This is a genomic window from Allokutzneria sp. A3M-2-11 16 (assembly GCF_024213555.1).
GTDB lineage: Bacteria > Actinomycetota > Actinomycetes > Mycobacteriales > Pseudonocardiaceae > Allokutzneria.
In genome coordinates this window covers 42,704-60,258 of sequence record NZ_JANAVO010000011.1, presented here as the reverse complement: position 1 = coordinate 60,258, position 17,555 = coordinate 42,704, and the positions used below count along the sequence as shown (strand labels likewise).

Below are 17,555 nucleotides of genomic sequence, written 5' to 3'. Positions count from 1 at the left end.
AAGCCGGTTGGCGTAGTGCCGTTTAGTGTGGGAACCATGTCTTCTGTGGTCGCGTCCTCGTCGGCGCAGCCGGGCGACGCCCGGGAACTGCGGCTTCCGGCGTGGCTGCGGGTGATCGCCCCGCTCGTGCTGCTGGCCGCGCTCGCCGCCTACGCGGTCACCGCCGCGATCTGGCCGGGCCACCTGATCATGATCGACGTGCAGGTGTACGCCGCGGGCGGGGACTTCGTGCTCAGCGGCAGGCCGCTCTACGAGAAGCCGGTGCTGCACGCGCTGGAGTTCACCTACACGCCGTTCGCCGCACTGGTGTTCACCCCGCTCGCGTTCCTGCCGCTGTGGCTGCTCAAGACGCTGTCGCTGCTGGCGAACCTGGCGCTGCTGTTCGGCGCGATCTGGATCGCCTTCCGCAGGCTGGGCTACCACGCCAACCGGAACCTGGTGTTCCTCGGCGTGCTGCTGACCGGCCCGCTGTTCTGGCTGGAGGCGGTGCGCACCACGGTCTGGCTCGGCCAGATCAACCTGCTGCTCATGGTGATCCTGTTGTGGGACTTGACGAACCGGGCGGGCGGCAGGTGGCAGGGGGTCGGCGTCGGCATCGCCGCGGGCATCAAGCTCACCCCCGCGATCTTCATCGTCTACCTCCTGCTCACCGGCCGCTTCCGCGCGGCGGGCGTGGCCACCGCGACCTTCCTCGGCACGATCGGCCTCGGCTTCCTGCTGATCCCCTCCGACGCGCTGAAGTACTGGACCGGCACGTTCTTCACCTCCGGCCGCGTCGGCCCGACGGTCTGGCCCAGCAACCAGTCCGCGCGCGGCATGATCGCCCGTTTCTTCGACACCAACGAGCCCCCGGCCCTGCCGTGGATCCTCGTCGCGGGCGCGTGCGGCCTCGCCGGGCTCGGCCTGGCCGCGTGGGTCACCAAGCGCGGCAACGAAGTGCTCGGCGTCACCCTGTGCGGCCTGACCGGCACGATGGTCTCGCCGTTCTCGTGGTGCCACCACTGGGTCTGGTTCGTGCCGCTGTCGGTGTACCTGTGCGTGCTCGGGCTGCGGTACCGGGACAAGCTCGCGTGGGGCGCGCTCGCCGCCGTGTACCTGCTCGGCTTCTCCTGGTTCGGCAAGGCTTTGAAGCCCGGCGAGCTCGGTCCGCCCGACACCGGGCTGTTCCTCGTCGAGGCCCCGGCGTGGCTGGAACCGTTGACCCGCAACGCCTATCTGGTGATCTTCGTGATCGTGATCGCCTTCGTGGCTATTCGCCTGCGCCGCGAAGAGCCGGGGCGAGCTCCCGGAGTTGGCGCCGCGCGGAGCTGAACGTGCCGAGGGCCTGCACCGCGACGTGATCCGCCCCGGCGTCGAGGTGTTCGCGCACCCGAGCGCGGATCGCGTCGACGTCTCCCCACGCGACGATCGCGTCCACCAGCCGGTCGCTGCCCGCACCCTCCACATCGGACTCGTCGAATCCGACCCACCGCAACGCGTTCACGTAGTTCGGCATCGACAGGGAGACCGCCGTGTGCTCCCGGGCGATCTCCCGCGCCCGCACCGGGTCGGTCTCCAGCAGCACGGCCTGCTCGGCCGCGAGGACCGAAGTGGTACCCAGTACCAATCGGGCCTGGTGACTGTGCGCGGGCGGCATGAAGTACGAGTGAGCACCCGCCGTGCGGTCCCGCGCCAGCTCCAACATCTTGGGACGCAGCGCCGCCAGCACGCGGGGTGTCGGCTCCTGGGGCGCGGGCGCGGTGTACTTGGCGGCGTCCATCGCGTCGAGGTAGGCGCGCATGGTGGAGATCGGCTTGCCGTAGTCGTGACCGCGCCCGGACACCTGCGACATGTGGCTCACGCCGAGCCCGTGCAGGAAGCGCCCGGGGAACGCCTCGCTGAGCGTGTCACCGCCCGCGCGCATGGCCGTGGCGTCGCGCGCCCAGATGTTGGAGATGCCGGTGGCGACGGTGATCCGCTTCGTGGCGCCGAGCAGCAGCGCGGCGTTGCTCAGCGATTCCTTGCCGGTGCCCCCCTCGCCGAACCAGAGCGCGCCGTAGCCCAGCTCCTCGGCCTCCTGGGCCAGTTCCCTCGCCTCGGCGGCAGAGCCCCACACGAACGCACTCGACCAGACTCCGACGTGCCCGAGCATCGCATCCTCCAAATAATGACTGATCGGTCATGAATTAGGGCAAAAAAAAGGATCACCGCAGCGCGCGCATCGCGGCTTCGGCGACCTCGGTGAGCTGGCGCGGGTCCGACGCGGTGCGGCCGAGCTGCCACAGGCCCTCGATCACCGTGCCCACGTAGCGGGCGAACGCCCTCGGCGGGGCCGCGGTTGACTGCCCCTGCGCGCGGGCCAGCTCCAGCGTCTCGGTCAGGCGGTCCTCCCGCCAGCGGTAGTGCCCGGCGATGATCCCGGCGACCTGCTCGTCGCCGGGGAGCATTTCCAGTGTGCTGTTCGCCAGCAGGCAACCGCGGCATTCGTCCATGTGCTGCATGGCTTTCCGGGCTTGCCGGAGCAGTAGCGCACGGATGCCCTCCAAGGGGGTCGCCGCGTTCGCGAGATCATCTTCAACTGCCGCGGCGGCCAGTCGGGCGTGCCTGCGCAGCGCCGCGAGGAACAGGCGGTGCTTGTCGCCGAACGCGCCGTAGAGGCTGCCGCGGTGCAGGCCGGTCGCCGTGGTCAGGTCGGTCAGCGAGGTCGCGTGGTAGCCGCGTCGCAGGAACGCCTCGCCGGCGGCGTCGAGCACCGCGTCCTCGTCGAACTCCCGAGGACGACCGGGACCCGTGCGCGCAGCCGTCATGCCGATGAGTTTATGACCGAGCAGTCATCATTTGCAAGGCGGGGCCTGGAGGGCCACTCAGCTGCCCCAATGGTGGCCCTCCAGGATGTAGCCGCCCCTGTGTGGTTCGTGCGGTCAGAGCTTCGCCCTGACCTCGGATCGCAGCTGAGCGAGCTTGGCGTAGAACTGGTTGCCCGGACAGGCCGTGGCGAAGTGGTCGCGGTGCCCGCTGATGTTGCTCGGCGAGATCCCGTACTGGTAGCAGACGTACGCGCACATGTTGACCAGCGCGTTCCACTGCGCGGTCGTGGGCACGGCGCTGGTGTAGGTGCCCTCGTTCTCGATGCCGATGGAGTTCTCGTTGAACCCGGGGCAGTGCGCCGCCTTGATCATCTGGGTGCGGCCGCGGAGCGTGCTCAGGCTGCCCTTGCGGCCCTCCATGACGTGGCCGCCCCTGCTGATGGTGAAGTGCTGGCCGGTGTCGGCCCAGCCCTGCCCCATGTGCCCGGCCTGGCAGTTCCGCGCCACCTGGAAGGCGTGCGCCTGCGTGTAGGTGGTGCTGTTCGGGTTCGCCATGTGGTGCACGAGGATGCGGTTGGGCCGGTGGTTCAGCGTGGTGATGCCGCTGACCGCCCTGGCACCCCACTCCGCGCAGGTGAAGATGCGCGGGGACGCGGGCGCCGCGAGCGCCGTCGCGGGCGTGATCAGCTGCCCGGCCGCGGCGAGCGCGCCCACCCCGGCCATGGTGCGGAACAGGGAACGGCGGTCGAGCGAAGGGGTGCCTTCCATCGGAGCCTCCGGACACGTTGCAGGGAACGTCAGCCTTTCCCGCCTCGCTTGTCCGGTACTTGTTCACGCTTTCAAACCGCGCACACCCCTTCGCCCCCTTGACACGCACGGTGGTCCGGCGGTCTTCAAGTACCCCCGACCACCCCTCCACAAGTCTTCAACCGCCCCCAACCCCCGAGCGGCCGAGGCGTTAGCGGCGGGCTCGGGAGAGCAGGGTCTGCAGGACCACGACGGTGATCAGCACGGCGCCGCTGACGACGGCCTGGAGGTTGGAGTTGAAGCCGCCGACCTGGTTGATCAGGTCCTGGATCACGAACAGCAGCGCCACGCCCGCGAGCGTGCCGCTGACGCTGCCCATGCCGCCCGCCAGCAGCGTCCCGCCGATCACCACCGCGGCGATCGCGTTCAGCTCCAGTCCGACGCCGATCACGGTGACGCCCGACCCGAGCTGCGCGGCGTTCATCGTGCCCGCGAGCCCGGCCAGCGTCGCCGACAGCACGTACACGCCGACCTTGGTGGAGGTGACCGGCAGGCCCATCAGGTTCGCCGCGTCCTCACCGCCGCCGATGGCGAACAGCCGCATGCCGAACCTGGTGCGCTGCAACACGATTCCGCCGACCGCGTAGAGCAGCACCACGATCAGCACCGGCACGCCGACGCCGAGCACGCTGCCCTGGCCGAGCTGGAGGAACGCGGACTCGCGTGGCACCAGGTAGGTCTCGCTGCCCTCGGCGGTGAGGAACTGCAACAGGCCGCGGGCGAACAGCAGCCCGCCGAGCGTGACGATGAACGGGGCCAGTTTCGCGCGGCCCACCAGCAGTCCCTGCACCAGGCCGATCGCCGCGGCCACCGCGAGCGGCACCAGCAGCGCCGCGATCGGGCCCCACCGCGCCGAGTACGCGGCGAGCACCCCGGACAGCGCGTACACCGATCCCACGGACAGGTCGATGCCGCCGGAGACGATCACCATCGTCATGCCCAGCGCGATCACCGCGAGGAAGGACGCCTGCACCGCGAGGTTGCCGAGGTTGTACGCGGTCAGGAAGGTGTCGAAGGCCAGCCCGCCGACCACGAGCAGCAGCACCAGCACGCCGAGCGCGCCGTGCCGCTGCACCAGTCCGGCCAGGGCTCCCGAGCGGGTCTGCTGTGAAGTGCTCACGACGCGTTCCTCTCCCGCTGCACCAGCACCGCGGCCACGATGATCAGCGCCTGCGCCATCTGCGCCACCGAGGCGGGCACGTCGTTCTTGATCAGCGTCGCGGTGATCAGCTGCATCAGCACCGCGCCCGCCACCGTGCCGAGCACCCGCACCCGCCCACCGGACAGCGGCGTCCCGCCGACCACCACGGCGGTGATCGCGGAGAGCTCGATCAGCTCGCCGAGTCGGGACGGGTCGCTCGCGGTCAGCCGCGCCGTCGCCAGCACACCGGCGATCGCGGCGAGCACCGCGCACAGCACGTACACCCCGAGCAGCACCCGTTTCACCGGCAGCCCGGCGAACTCCGCGGCGCGCGGGTTGCCGCCGACCGCGACCAGCTGGCGGCCGAAAGTGGTGCGGCTGACCAACAACGACACCAGCACCACCAGCACGACCGCGACCAGGACCGTGTACGGGACGCCGAAGGCCGAACCCGCGCCCAGCTCCCGGATCTCGGGGTTGCGGACCTCGCGCAGCTGGCCGCCGGAGATCACCAGCGCCAGTCCGCGCCCGCCGACGAGCAGCGCCAGGGTGGCCACAATTGGCTGCACACCGATGAAAGCGACCAGCGAGCCGTTGAGCAGCCCGGCCGCCGCGCCCACCGCGAGGCAGATCACCACGGCCACCACCGGCCCGTAGCCCAGGTACATCGGCAGCATCGCGGTGGCCAGCGCCATCACCGAGCCCACCGAGAGGTCGACGCCCTTGGTGCCGATGACCAGCGCCATGCCCAGCGCGACCACGAGCACCGGGACCACCTGGACCGCCTGCGTCCGCAGGTTGTCAACGGACAGGAAGTTCGGTGTGATCGCCAGGTTGACCACGACCAGCAACCCCAGCGCCACGTAGACGCCGTAGTCCCGCGCCAGCCCAACGAGATGGGCGCGCGACCCGGGCCTGATGCCCGCGGTCACCTCACTCATCGGCCCCTCCCTCGGCGATGGCCGACATGACGCCGTCCACGGAGACCTCGGAGTCGGTCAGCACCGCCACCGACGACCCGTCCTTGAGCACCACGATCCGATCCGCTCCCTCGACCAGCTCCTCCAGGTCCGAGGAGACCAGGATGATGCCGAGCCCCTGTTCGGCCAGATCGTCCACAAGGGACTGGACCTCGGCCTTCGCGCCGACGTCGATGCCGCGCGTGGGCTCGTCCAGCAGCAGCACCTTCGGGCTCATCGCCAGCCAGCGGGCCAGCATCACCTTCTGCTGGTTGCCGCCGGAGAGCTCGTTGACCTTCTGCTCCGGGCTGGAAGCCTTGATGCGCAAGCGTTCCATGAACGTCGCGACCACCTTGTCCTGCCGCGCGCGGGAGACGATCCCGGCCTTGGAGAGCCTGGGCAGCGCGGCCAGCACGATGTTCTCCCGGACCGACAGGTGCGGGATGATGCCCTCGGCCTTGCGGTCCTCCGGCACCAGCACGATCCCCGCCCGGATCGCCGAGGCCGCGGAGCCGCGCCGCACGGTCCGGCCGTCGACCTCGATCACCCCGGCGTCCAGGGACTGCAGTCCCACCAACGCTTTCACCGTCTCGCTGCGCCCGGAACCGAGCAGTCCGCCGAGCCCGAGCACCTCGCCCGGCTTCACCGAGAGGTCCACCGCGCCGAGCACCCCGCGCCGGGACATGCCGGTCGCCCGCAGCAGCGCCGTCGAACCGGTCTCGTGGTCACCGCCGAAGGCCGTCGTGCCCTCGCGGCGCACCTCGCTCAGCGGCCTGCCGAGCATGGTGGAGACCAGCTCCAGCCGGGTCATCTCGTACATCGGTCCACTGTGGACGAGCCGCCCGTCGCGCAGCACCGTGACGGCGTCGCAGATCTGGAACAGCTCCTCCATCCGGTGGCTCACGTAGACCACCGCGACATCGCGCTCGTGCAACCTGCGGATCAGCTCGAACAGCGTCTCCACCTCGCGCGGCTCCAGCGACGAGGTCGGCTCGTCCATGATCACCACGCGCGCGTCGGCGCTGACCGCCCGAGCTACCGCGACCATCTGCTGCACACCGAGCCCGAGCGAGCCGAGCTGCCGCCGCGGGTCGACGTCGATGCCGAGGTCCTCCAACAGGTTCTCGGCGTCGCGGCGCATCCCGCGGAAGTCCACCAGTCCGAAGCCCGACCGCGGTTCCCGGCCGAGGTAGAGGTTGTGCGCCACGGTCATCGACGGCACCAGGTTGACCTCCTGGTAGACCGTGCTGATGCCCGCCTCCTGCGCCGCGGCGGGCCGGGCGAAGGACACCGGGGCGCCGAGGTAGTGCAGCTCCCCGTCGTCCGGTTGGTACACCCCGGTCAGCACCTTGATCAGGGTGGACTTGCCCGCTCCGTTCTCGCCGACGAGCGCGTGCACCTCGCCCGCGCGCAGCCGGAAGTCGACCCCGCGCAGGGCGTGCACGCCCGCGAAGGACTTACGGATTCCCGACGCCTCCAGCACCACCTGTGCCGTCGGCTCCTCCGACATGTCCTCCGAGGACGACATGGTGACCCCTCACTGTCGTGACCACTCTCGGGTTCGTGTGTCTTCAAGTACCCCGGACCCCTGCCCCGAAGGTCTTTAACCGCTACCAACCCGGACGCGTCGCCGGGGTATGTGGCGGTTGAAGACGGTGCGGACGGGGGTGCGGGGGACTTGAAGACGGCCATACCCCGGCGATGGGCCGGTTCGGCTAGTAGGCGTTCGCGACCTCGGCCTTGGCGTTGGCGCTGTCGTAGGACTTGTCCTGGATGATCACGGTCGGCGCGATGGTCTCGCCCGCGTAGAACTTCTGCGCGGTCTGGAAGGCCAGCGGGCCGAACCGCGGGTTGGACTCGATCACCGCGTTGAGGTCGCCCGCGATGATGCCCTCCACCGCGTTGCGGGTGCCGTCCACGGAGACGATCTTGATGTCCGTCCCCGGCTTCTTGCCCGCCGAGCGGACCGCGGTGACCGCGCCGAGCGCCATCTCGTCGTTCTGCGCGTAGATCGCGGTGATCCCGGGGTTGGCCTGCAACAGCTGCTCGGTGACCTGCTGGCCCTTCTCCCTGGCGAAGTCACCGGTCTGCTCGGCGACGATCTGCAGCCCGGGGGCGCTGGCCTTGAGGTAGTCCTTGAAACCGCTGGTGCGGTCGGTGGTCACGTTGTTGCCGGAGGAGCCCAGCAGGATCGCCACCTTGCCGTTGCCGCCGGTGACCTTCGACATCGCCTCGCCGGCGCGCCTGCCCTGGTCGACGAAGTCCGAGCCGATGAAGGTCAGGTAGTCCTTGCACGGGGCCGCGGAGGACAGCTTGCGGTCCACGGTGATCACCGGGACCTTCTTCTCCCGCGCGGCGCGCAGCGCGGGCTCCAGTCCCTCGGAGTTCAGCGGCGCGACGATCAGCAGCTGCGCGCCCTGGGCGAGCATGCTCTGGATGTCGGAGATCTGCTTGCCCAGGTCGGAGTTGGCGTTGGTGGTGATCAGCCGCGCCCCGACCTTCTTCGCCTCCGCGGTGATCGAGGCGGTCTCGGCGATCCGGAACGGGTTGGCCTCCTTCTCCGACTGGGAGAAGCCGACGACGGCCTTGGTCAGGTCCACCTTGTCCACGCCGTACTGCCCGAGCGCGCAGCCGGGCCCGCCCGCGTCCTGCGTCCTGGTCACCTGCTGGCCGCCGGAGCCCGCGCCGGGATCGGCGCCACCGCCCTCGGGATTGGCGCAGCCGGTCAGGGTGAGCAGGGTCGCAGCCGCCAGCGCGGTGCCCATCCGGAGGCCGCGGGCGCGGCCGGATACGGGGGTCGAACGATCGGCGTTCATGCGATCGGCTCCTTCGTACAACGGCGTAGTCGGAGATCTTTCGGCAGCGTGCGGTGTTGTGGTCTAGCTCTCAATACCAGTCTGGACCGTCGAACATGCCCCCGAAGCGGACAGAAGTAATGAGATTGATGGCAACGGCCGTTCATTTTTGGACAAAAGTGGACAGTCGTTGATCAGACTGCGTCGCTTCGGGTGAACCGGCAGCCCTGGGATTGACCGGGCGGCCGAGCGCAGTTTGATGGGAGACCGGCAGGTGAGGAGAAGTCCCGCATGACCACGTCGCCCGCGCTCTCGCGCCTCTACCGCCCCATCGCCCCCGCCGTCCACCCGAGAGCCGCCGAGCTCACCGAGACCACGCTGAGCTGGCTCGACACCCACGGGCTGACCGGAGCGGACCCCGGCCTGGTGGACTTCACCGCGCGCACGCTCCCGGACGCGCTGCCCGAGCGGGCCGAGCTGGTCGCGCGCTACACCTGCTGGGCCGCGCTGCTGCGCGCGGACCTGCTCGCGGCGCCCGGCGGATCGGCGGAAATCCTCGACCGAGTGGTCCGATTCGGTCACGTGCTCGACGCGCCCGAGGCGCCGGTGTCCGGCGGTGATCCGTTCGCGGTCGCGCTGTGCGACCTGCTGCGCCGCGGTCGCCGCATGGCGTCCCCCTTGCAACTGCGGCGGTTCACCGACGCCGTGCGCTCGTGGTGGCTGGGCCTGGCGGCGGAGCGGGCCGGGGCCGAGCGCGGCTGGCGGCCGGGCCTGGCCGACTGGACGGTGCTGCGGCCGCAGTGCGGTGGCGCGGCGGCGATGAGCGTGAAGGTCGAGCTGGCGCTCGGGCCCGAGGTTCCGGAGTGGGAGCTCAACGGCCCGGTCGCCCGTGCCGCGATCGAGGCGGCGTGGACGGTGGCCCTCGCCGATCTCGACCTGCACGCCTGCCACCGGGGGCAGGCGCCCGCGCTCAACCTGGTCTCCGCTCTGCGGGCCGACGATCCGGGGCTGTCGGCGGCCGAGGCGTTCGACGCCGCCGTGGACGTGCGTGACCGGGCGCTCGCGCTGTTCCTGCGCCTGCGCGCGCAGCTGCTGCCGCTGTCCGGTCCGGCGATGCGCCGGTACCTGGCCGGGGTGGGCCGCGCGGTGGCCGGGACGACCGAGTGGCGGTTCGGCCCGGCGCCGGGCGGCCCCTCGATCCCGGACTCTTCCGCCGGGAAACTGCAACCTCTCGCCGTGTCAACCGTCTCGTGGTGGTGGGACCAGCTCGACGCGGGCGCGCGCGTGCCGGGCCCACGCGGCCCCTTCGGTTAGGACTTCACCGACGATCTTGTGCTCTTCGTGACTTCTGGCCCGCTGTTCTCACGACGGCGCGACATGAATGTCAGGGAAACGAATAGGGTGGAGTCGTCGCGGAGCGTGGCCGCGCGGGCGGGGACCCGCGTCCAGTCACGTTCGAGGAGGGATCAGTGGAACCGCTCAAATCGGTGCTGGAAGGCCTGCACCGCTTGTTCGGGTTCGACGTCTGCCCGGGTGACTGGGCGTGGACGCTGGTGGCCGCCGGAGCGCTGTTCGGGCTCATGCCCACGGCGGGCGCCGCCACCATCGCACTGACCCGCAAGGTCGTCGGCAACCGGACCTCGGTCGCGACGCTGGTCCCGTTCGGGCTGATCGCGGTCGTGAGCACCTGGGTCCTGCCGCAGCTGGCCATGGCGGGCACCTCGAACGTGCTCGTCTCGATGCGCGCGGGCTACGACAGCCTCGCCGGCTCGAAGACCCTGTTCTCCGGTGTCTGCTTCGGCGCGGTCACCCAGGGGGATCTGCTGACCAACCGCGCGGTCGGCACCGTGCTCGCCAACGCCAGCTGGCACAGCTGGGTCGCCTGGCCCGCGCTGGTCGGCGTGCCGGTGCTGATCCTGATCTCGGTGTTCTTCCAGGGCATGCTCGCCTTCCGCAAGGGTGCCCGGTTCCCCGTGTGGTTGTTCACCGGCTCCTTCGCCGCGCTGTTCTTCCTCACGCTGAACGAGAAAGCGGGTGCGATGGGCTTCCTCTGGGCAGGGTTCCTGCTGGCCGCGATCATCGGGCCGATCCTCATCTGGCTGATCGGCAGCCCTGGTCAGCGGGCCATCGACCGCGCCTCCGACGCCGCCCGCGCCCGTCGGGAGGCGGCACGGGAAGATCGTGCCCCGCAGCTTCGCGAGGCGAAGCCAGCCATGGCAGAACACGGAGCCGACCAGGTGGATCGCCGGGCCATCCCGCAAGCACGACCGCAGCCGCAACAGGCCCCCGCGCCCACCAGGGTCGAGCAGCCCCAGCGCAACCAGCAGCACCCGCCCACCAGGGTGGACATGCAGCCGCCGCCGTACCAGGCCCCCCAGCCCCCGCCGGTCCAGCCGTCCGGCCCGCCGCAGGGCAGGCCCGGACTGGCCAACACCCCCGGCCCGCTGCCCTTCGCCCTCGGCGGCCCGCCGCCGAACCCGGCCCCGTCCTCGATGGGCATGGCCGCCGGGGCCGCCGCGATGGCCGCCGCCGCGGGCGTCGCGGGCTCCGGCAAGGCCGAGATGCCCCAGGCGAGCGGGCGGTTCCGGCGGATCCGCCAGCTCGGCGAGGGCGGCTTCGGCAAGGTGTGGCTGGCCATGGACACCAACCTGGGCCGCACCGTGGCGATCAAGCTGGCGCACGCCCCCGACGCCGAGGCCGAGGAGCGGATGCTGCGCGAGGCCCGCGCGCTCGCCTCGATCCGGCACCCCAACTGCGTCCGGGTCTACGACCTGGTCAACGAGGGGGAGGGGCTGGCCATCGTGATGGAGTACATCGAGGGCCGCTCGCTCAGCGAGGTGGTCTCCGACGACGGGCTGCTCGACGACGTGATGGCGGCCCGGCTCTGGGTCACCATGGCGGGCGCGCTCAGCTCCGCGCACAGCAAGGGCGTGCTGCACCGGGACATGAAGCCCTCCAACGTGATCGTCGACGACGCCGCGATCGCGCACCTGATCGACTTCGGCATCGCCCGCAAGCGCGGCGACTCCACGCTGACCGCGGCGGGCTTCATGCTCGGCACCCCCGACTTCATCGCCCCCGAGGTGGCCGCGGGCAAGAGCGCCAGCCCCGCCTCGGACGCCTGGCAGCTGGCCGCCACGATCAACTACGCGCTCAGCGGCCAGCCCCCGCGCGGTGACCAGGGCGACCCGGCGTCGGCGCTGCTGGCCGCGGCGCGCGGCGGCGGGGAGCTGCACCTGCCGGAGAAGAGCGCGCACCGCGCCATGCTCGCGGCCGCGCTGCAGCCCGACCCGTCCCGCAGGCCCACCCTCGGCACCATCGAGCGCGAGGTCGGCACCTGGCTCAGCCGCGGTGGTTTCAAGCAGGACGGCCCGGTCACGACGATGATCCACAAGTCGCAGCTGGCCAAGACCCGCGTGGCCCCGCCCAAGCCGCACCCCACCCCGCCCCAGGCCGCCCCCACCCAGAAAACCCCCGGCAGCAACCCCCTTGGCGGCAGTCCCCACAGCAGCAACCCCCTGGGCGACGAGACCAAGCGGGTGGACGAACACCACCGCCCACCCCACCCCGGCCCCGGCCGCCGCGGCCCCACCCCCACCCGCAAGTTCTGACCCAGCGCGGGTTTCGCCCGTTTCGTACTCATAGCGGGAAAGGGAGCGCTCCCAAATCCCGGCAAGAGTACGAAACGGGAGTTCGACGCGGATCGAAGTTGTTGAGCTGAGCCAACGGAAGCGCGGCTTGTGCGCGTAGGTGTTCTTCGGAACGGGGGCGCTGGGCTCCCCGTGGACGAGGGGAGCGTGCATGCGGGCTCGTTGGGTGCCCTTGACGGTATTGGTCGCCTTGACGGCGTCGTTGGTGGTGGCGCCGAGCGCGGTCGCCCAAGAGGCGGCGCCGAAGGAGCGGACGGTCACGCTGCTCACGGGGGACAGGGTCGTGGTGCGCGGTGCCGACGTGGTCGGTGTGCGGCCGGGGCCGGACCGCGACGACATGGCCTTCCACAGCCTCATCCTCGACGGGAAGCGGCACGTGTACCCCGCCGACGCGTTGCCGCTGGTGCGGGAGAACCGGCTCGACGACACCCTGTTCAACGTCACCGAGCTGATCAGCCAGGGCTTCGACGACGAGTCCTCGCCGGTGCTGCCGGTGCTGATGACCCGGCAGCCGCAGCGGGCGCGCGCGGTCCCTAACGCGGGGACGGTGACGAGGGACCTGCCGGGGCTCGGGATCACCGCCGTGGCGCAGCCGAGGGCGCGAGCGGGGGAGTTCTGGGCCTCGCTGAACGGGCCGTCGCTGCGGGCGCCGCAGGCGAAGGTGTGGCTCAACCGCAGGCTCCAGCCGAGCCTGGACCAGAGCGCCGGAGTGATCGGCGCGCCCGAGGTGTGGCGCGCCGGGGGCACCGGGGCCGGGGTCCCGGTCGCCGTGCTCGACACCGGGTACGACCGGAAGCACCCGGACCTGGCCGGGCGGGTGACCGCCTCGAAGAGCTTCCTGGCCCAGGAGCCGGTCGACGACACCAACGGCCACGGCACGCACGTCGCGTCGACCATCGCCGGTTCGGGGCCGCGGTTCCGGGGGATCGCGCACGAGGCCAAGCTCCTCGTCGGCAAGGTGTGCGGGAACACGGGCTGCCCGGAGGACGCGATCCTCGAAGGCATGCAGTGGGTCGCTGACCAGGGCGCCCGCGTGGTCAACATGAGCCTCGGGGGTCCGCCCACCGACGGCACGGACCCGTTGTCCCAGGCGGTGAACACGCTGTCGGCGAAGTCCGGAACGCTGTTCGTGATCGCCTCCGGCAACTCCGGCCGGGACGAGGCCGTCGAGTCCCCCGGCTCCGCCGACGCCGCGCTCACGGTCGCCGCGAGCAGCAAGTCCGATGTGCTCGCCCCGTTCTCCAGCCGGGGCCCGCGCACGGGTGATCACGCCGCGAAGCCGGACATCGCGGCCCCGGGCGTGGACATCGTGGCGGCGCGGGCCGCGGGGACGCTGCCGCAGTACGCGGTGAGCGAGTCCTACGCGCGGCTGTCGGGCACGTCCATGGCCACGCCGCACGTCGCTGGCGCGGTCGCGGTGCTCGCGCAGCGGCACCCGGACTGGAAGGGCGAGCAGCTCAAGGCCGCGATCATGGGCGCGGCGACCCCGCTGAACGGGGCGAGCGTGTTCGGGCAGGGCGTCGGCAGGCTGGACCTCGCGCGGAGCTTCCAGCAGCAGGTCCGCGTCGAGCCCGCGTCGCTGTCCATGGGCGGCGGAGCCGAACCGGTGCACAAGAAAGTCCGCTACACCAACGATTCCGACAAGCCGGTCACGCTCAAGCTGGACCTGCCCGCGCAGGGCGGACTGTTCACAGTGGACAGTAAAGAACTCGTCGTTCCCGCGAAGGGCTCGGCCGAGGTGACCGTGACCGCCGACTTCCGCAAGGGCGCCGGACTGGCCGGAGTTCGTTTGACCGCAACGGCTCCGGGCGTTTCGCTGCGCACCTCGGTGGTGGCCGAGGTGGGCCGGAAGACGCACATCCTCACCGTGAAAGCCTTCAGCCACAAGGGAACCCCGGACCCGAGCGTCTCGCTCCTGTTGCAGGACCTCGACACTGGCAAGACCCGCTTCCTGCGCTCGGCCAGCGAGGGGGTGGCCGAGGGCCGCTACCGCGTGCTCGGCCAGGTGATCGACGTGGAGTTCCCGCCGGGCTACCCCTACGGCGTCTTCACCGACCGGGTGAAGTTCGCCCAGGAGATCACGGTCACCCGGGACGCCGAGGTGGTGCTCGACGGCCGCGACGCCAAGCCCGTCGACGTGCGCGTGGACGATCCCGAGGCCGTGCAGACCCCGCTCCAGCTGGGCCACGAGGTCGGCGTGCTCTCGCAGCTGCCGGGCAAGGGGCTCACCGGGATCACGATGCTGTCCAAGCCGGGCAAGGAGTTCGTCGTCCCCAGCAAGCCAATGGCCGGACTTTCCTTGTACAGCAACACTTCCTGGAACCGCCGGGTGCTCTCCGCGGTGTTCGGCGACGTGGAGATGGAGCCCGCGGACATCAACCCGCTGGGCTTCCGCGGTGACCTGTCGGCGAAGGTCGTCGACGTCGGCAAGGGCACGCCGGAGGAGCTGGCCAAGGTCGACGTGCGCGGGGCGCTGGCGCTGTTCGCACCGGGCCGCCTGCCCACCGTCGAGATCGCCAAGCGCGTCTCCGCCATGTACGCGGCGGGTGCGGCGGGTGTGCTGGGGGAGAACGCTTTCGCCACGTACGACCCGGCGTGGACCGGGCCGACGCTCTCCGTGCCGGAGAACAAGACCACGCTCCTGCGCGAGGCCATGCAGGCCGGGCCGGTGACCGTGCGCGTGCGCGGCATCGCCAACCCGCCCGCCGCCTACGTGCTGCACGACCGCGTCGCGGGTGCGCTGCCGAACGGCGTCGCGTGGCACCACTCCGCGCGCGACCTCGCCAAGGTCAGGACCAAGGTGCACTACCCCGGCACCGGCCAGGTGCGCACTGCCGCCGAGGGCGTGGTCAACGTCGCCGGCGTGTGGTTCGCCTCGAAGATCCCGTTGCGGGCCCCGGCGGAGCTGGACATGTTCTTCACGCCGGACCTGCCGTGGCTGACGGTTAGCGCGCTCGGCGTGGACGCGGACGGCCAGCCCTACGGCATCCAGGAGACGGCCCCGACGGTCTTCACGAAGGGTCGGTCGTACGGCCTGGACATGTTCAAGGCGCCGTTCAACCCCGAGCTGAGCCGTGACGGGGTGACGCGCGACGGGAACAAGCTGCGCGTCGAGCTGCCGATGTTCACGCAGTCCGGGGCGCAGAGCCCGATCGGCGCCTTCAGCCCGCCGCACGACAAGGGCACCACCACGCTCACCGTGGGGGGCAAGAAGATCGGCGGCAGCGACGTCCCCGGTATCGCCACCGTCGACGTGCCCGCGCAGCGCCTGCCGTTCGAGCTGCGCGTCGACGCCACTCGCACCATGCCCGGCGTCGAGGTGGGCACCGGGTCCAGTGCCGTGTGGAAGTTCCACAGCGGGCACACGGGCAGGTCCGTCCCGGTGGCGCTACCGGACGTGCGCTACGACCTCGACCCGGAGCGCGCGAAGCCGGGCGAGTTCACCTTCCGCGTCAGCGGTGGCAAGGCGATCACCGTGCAGATCTCCACGGACGACGGCAAGACCTGGGCGCCGGTACCGGTACTGCCGTCCGGCGAGGTCAAGGTGGTCAACCCCGCCAAGGGTTTCGTGTCGCTGCGCACCACGGCGCTCGGCGCTGACGGAGCCTCGGTGACGGAGACGCTGATCCGCGCGTACCGGGTGAGCTGAGGGGTTCTCTCAGTCCCGTTCCACCACCGCGGGATGGCGGGGATCATCCGCTCGCACAACGAGGTCGGCCAGCAGTCCCGGGTCGACCTCGTTGTCGTAGCGGGCGAAGGCTCCCAGGGTCCACTGCCGCTCCGGCGGGGTGCGCCTGGCGAGGGCCGCCTCGGAGAGCCACAGGTGCACCACGAGGTCCAACGGCAGTCCCTGGCCGAGCAGCAGCGGCCCGTCCAGCACGACCACCCCGCCCTCCGGGACGTCCACATAGGACGCTCGGCTGGCGCGGTCGGTCGCGGCGTCCCACAGGCTCGGCAGCACCCGCCCGGAGCCGCCGGGCGAGAGCGGCTCCAGCAGCTCCCTGGTGATGCCCTTGACGTCCAGCCAGTCCTGGTAGAACGCGTCCGGATCGGTGCGCCCGTGCTCGAAGCGCAGCGACGCCGGTCGCAGGAACCCACTCGCCGACGCGCGCAGCACGGCACGCCCTCCGAGCTTCAACGGCTCCACCAGGGCGTCGGCCAGCACGGCGGGAGCGGCGGCCTCGGCCCCGTCCACGGCGACCCGGACCCACGCCTGGCGCGGGAGGTCCAGCACCCGCCCGGCGATCTCCTCGAGCAGCCGCTCGGGCGTCACCGCCCTGACGCGCACGGGGTGGGTCAGGCCATCGGGCGCACGGTCATGGACTGCTGGATCGCGTACTCCACGAGCGTGATCAACGCCTGCTTCGTCGACTCCTTGGTGCGCGCGTCGCAGACCACCATCGGCACGGAGTCGTCGATGGTCAGCGCCTCGCGGACGTCCTCGATGCGGTGGTGCAGCATGCCGTCGAAGCAGTTGAGCGCGACGATGTAGGGCAGCTGCCGGTCGTCGAAGAAGTCGATGGAGGCGAAGGCGTCGGCCAGCCTGCGGGTGTCGACCAGCACCACCGCGCCGATGGCGCCGCGGACCAGGTCGTCCCACATGAACCAGAACCGGTGCTGGCCGGGCGTGCCGAACAGGTACAGGATCAGGTCCTGGTCCAGCGAGACGCGGCCGAAGTCCATCGCCACCGTGGTGGTGACCTTGTTCGGCGTCGCCGAGAGGTCGTCCACCCCCGCGCTGGCCTCGGTCATCACCGCCTCGGTGGTCAACGGCACGATCTCCGACACCGACCCTACGAAGGTCGTCTTGCCGACGCCGAAGCCACCGGCCACCACGATCTTGGCCGAGGTCGTCGCCCGGCTGGTGTCCGGTGTGTGCGGATCAAAGCCTGCGGAGCCCACTGAGCACCCTTTCCAGGAACGCGATCGAGGGCTGGTCACCGGACACCAGACCGTTCTGGTGCACCTGGACCAACCCCATCGTCGCCATGTCGCCGATCAGTACCCGGACCACGCCCAGCGGAAGTCGCATGCGGGCGGCGACCTCCGCCACCGACCGGGTCTCGATGCACAACCGGCTGATGGATCGGTGCTCGGCAAGCCCGATGGCTTCCCTGTCGCCCGCGGCGTGGTCGCTGGTGCGGACCAGAGCCTCGATCGGAAGATCGTAGTCGGGTCGCGTCCGGCCGCGCGTCCGGGCGTAGGGGCGGGCGAGCATACCGGTTTCCGTCAGCGGTGTGCGCAGCTCGTGCCTGCCCTCGGGCTGCTCGGCGAAGCCCCCGAGATCGGCCCGGTAGTCCTCCGCGCCGTACTCGGTGGAGTGCTGCCCACCGTGGGTGTAGAGCTGCGACCAGTTGTCGCCGGTGTTCTCCGGGTCGTAGTAGGAGCCCGTGCTCATCTCGCCACCTCCCGAGTCG

The 17,555-nt window shown here is 71.0% G+C and carries 14 protein-coding genes; 4 read left to right on the top strand and 10 right to left on the bottom strand.

Annotated elements, in window-relative coordinates:
* Positions 1–36: 36 nt before the first annotated feature.
* A complete protein-coding gene (locus NLX83_RS33370; RefSeq protein ID WP_254239235.1) occupies positions 37–1,311 on the top strand; it encodes a glycosyltransferase 87 family protein in 1,275 nt (424 codons plus the stop codon).
* On the opposite strand, the gene NLX83_RS33365 is transcribed toward NLX83_RS33370, so the two are convergent.
* The 7 genes from NLX83_RS33365 to NLX83_RS33335 form a co-directional block, all read right to left on the bottom strand.
* Entirely contained in the window at positions 1,250–2,131 is an 882-nt protein-coding gene (locus tag NLX83_RS33365; RefSeq protein ID WP_254239234.1) for a TIGR03620 family F420-dependent LLM class oxidoreductase, read from the bottom strand. The genes NLX83_RS33370 and NLX83_RS33365 overlap by 62 nt on opposite strands.
* A 52-nt stretch (positions 2,132–2,183) precedes the next feature.
* Complete coding sequence (locus NLX83_RS33360; protein ID WP_254239233.1) at positions 2,184–2,786, bottom strand: TetR/AcrR family transcriptional regulator; 603 nt, start codon at positions 2,784–2,786, stop codon at positions 2,184–2,186.
* 114 nt (positions 2,787–2,900) lie between these two features.
* Complete coding sequence (locus NLX83_RS33355; protein WP_254239232.1) at positions 2,901–3,554, bottom strand: peptidoglycan recognition protein family protein; 654 nt, start codon at positions 3,552–3,554, stop codon at positions 2,901–2,903.
* A gap of 190 nt (positions 3,555–3,744) precedes the next feature.
* Positions 3,745–4,713, bottom strand: coding sequence for an ABC transporter permease (locus NLX83_RS33350; protein WP_254239231.1), 969 nt, complete (start codon positions 4,711–4,713; stop codon positions 3,745–3,747).
* Positions 4,710–5,675 (bottom strand): ABC transporter permease, encoded by a 966-nt coding sequence (locus tag NLX83_RS33345; RefSeq protein WP_254239230.1) that lies wholly within the window; start codon positions 5,673–5,675, stop codon positions 4,710–4,712. The genes NLX83_RS33350 and NLX83_RS33345 overlap by 4 nt, the downstream gene beginning before the upstream one ends.
* Positions 5,668–7,221 carry a sugar ABC transporter ATP-binding protein gene (locus NLX83_RS33340; protein ID WP_254239229.1) on the bottom strand — a complete coding sequence of 518 codons (1,554 nt, stop codon included), beginning with the start codon at positions 7,219–7,221 and terminating at the stop codon, positions 5,668–5,670. Before NLX83_RS33340 ends, NLX83_RS33345 begins: the two co-directional genes overlap by 8 nt.
* A gap of 187 nt (positions 7,222–7,408) precedes the next feature.
* A complete protein-coding gene (locus tag NLX83_RS33335) occupies positions 7,409–8,509 on the bottom strand; it encodes an ABC transporter substrate-binding protein (protein ID WP_254239228.1) in 1,101 nt (366 codons plus the stop codon).
* 270 nt (positions 8,510–8,779) lie between these two features.
* Here NLX83_RS33335 and NLX83_RS33330 point away from each other — a divergent pair, with 270 nt between their 5' ends.
* From NLX83_RS33330 to NLX83_RS33320, 3 genes are all read left to right on the top strand, one after another.
* Positions 8,780–9,802 (top strand): terpene synthase family protein, encoded by a 1,023-nt coding sequence (locus NLX83_RS33330; protein ID WP_254239227.1) that lies wholly within the window; start codon positions 8,780–8,782, stop codon positions 9,800–9,802.
* Between the two features lie 155 nt (positions 9,803–9,957).
* Positions 9,958–12,099 carry a serine/threonine-protein kinase gene (locus NLX83_RS33325; RefSeq protein ID WP_254239226.1) on the top strand — a complete coding sequence of 714 codons (2,142 nt, stop codon included), beginning with the start codon at positions 9,958–9,960 and terminating at the stop codon, positions 12,097–12,099.
* A gap of 190 nt (positions 12,100–12,289) precedes the next feature.
* Entirely contained in the window at positions 12,290–15,787 is a 3,498-nt protein-coding gene (locus tag NLX83_RS33320; RefSeq protein ID WP_254239225.1) for a S8 family peptidase, read from the top strand.
* A 9-nt stretch (positions 15,788–15,796) separates the two neighbouring features.
* On the opposite strand, the gene NLX83_RS33315 is transcribed toward NLX83_RS33320, so the two are convergent.
* From NLX83_RS33315 to NLX83_RS33305, 3 genes are read right to left on the bottom strand one after another with little or no spacing between them, the layout of a single operon-like run.
* Positions 15,797–16,426, bottom strand: coding sequence for a uridine kinase (locus NLX83_RS33315; RefSeq protein WP_254239224.1), 630 nt, complete (start codon positions 16,424–16,426; stop codon positions 15,797–15,799).
* A gap of 8 nt (positions 16,427–16,434) precedes the next feature.
* Entirely contained in the window at positions 16,435–17,040 is a 606-nt protein-coding gene (locus NLX83_RS33310; protein ID WP_254239223.1) for a GTP-binding protein, read from the bottom strand.
* Positions 17,021–17,536, bottom strand: coding sequence for a DUF742 domain-containing protein (locus tag NLX83_RS33305; protein WP_374118841.1), 516 nt, complete (start codon positions 17,534–17,536; stop codon positions 17,021–17,023). The genes NLX83_RS33310 and NLX83_RS33305 overlap by 20 nt, the downstream gene beginning before the upstream one ends.
* Positions 17,537–17,555 lie beyond the last annotated feature (19 nt).

Excerpts from the sequence above, each read along its gene's own strand:
- NLX83_RS33370 (WP_254239235.1), top strand. The coding sequence starts at position 37 with ATGTCTTCTGTGGTCGCGTCCTCGTCGGCGCAGCCGGGCGACGCCCGG.
- NLX83_RS33365 (WP_254239234.1), bottom strand. The coding sequence starts at position 2,131 with ATGCTCGGGCACGTCGGAGTCTGGTCGAGTGCGTTCGTGTGGGGCTCT.
- NLX83_RS33360 (WP_254239233.1), bottom strand. The coding sequence starts at position 2,786 with ATGACGGCTGCGCGCACGGGTCCCGGTCGTCCTCGGGAGTTCGACGAG.
- NLX83_RS33355 (WP_254239232.1), bottom strand. The coding sequence starts at position 3,554 with ATGGAAGGCACCCCTTCGCTCGACCGCCGTTCCCTGTTCCGCACCATG.
- NLX83_RS33345 (WP_254239230.1), bottom strand. The coding sequence starts at position 5,675 with ATGAGTGAGGTGACCGCGGGCATCAGGCCCGGGTCGCGCGCCCATCTC.
- NLX83_RS33340 (WP_254239229.1), bottom strand. The coding sequence starts at position 7,221 with ATGTCGTCCTCGGAGGACATGTCGGAGGAGCCGACGGCACAGGTGGTG.
- NLX83_RS33335 (WP_254239228.1), bottom strand. The coding sequence starts at position 8,509 with ATGAACGCCGATCGTTCGACCCCCGTATCCGGCCGCGCCCGCGGCCTC.
- NLX83_RS33330 (WP_254239227.1), top strand. The coding sequence starts at position 8,780 with ATGACCACGTCGCCCGCGCTCTCGCGCCTCTACCGCCCCATCGCCCCC.
- NLX83_RS33320 (WP_254239225.1), top strand. The coding sequence starts at position 12,290 with ATGCGGGCTCGTTGGGTGCCCTTGACGGTATTGGTCGCCTTGACGGCG.
- NLX83_RS33305 (WP_374118841.1), bottom strand. The coding sequence starts at position 17,536 with ATGAGCACGGGCTCCTACTACGACCCGGAGAACACCGGCGACAACTGG.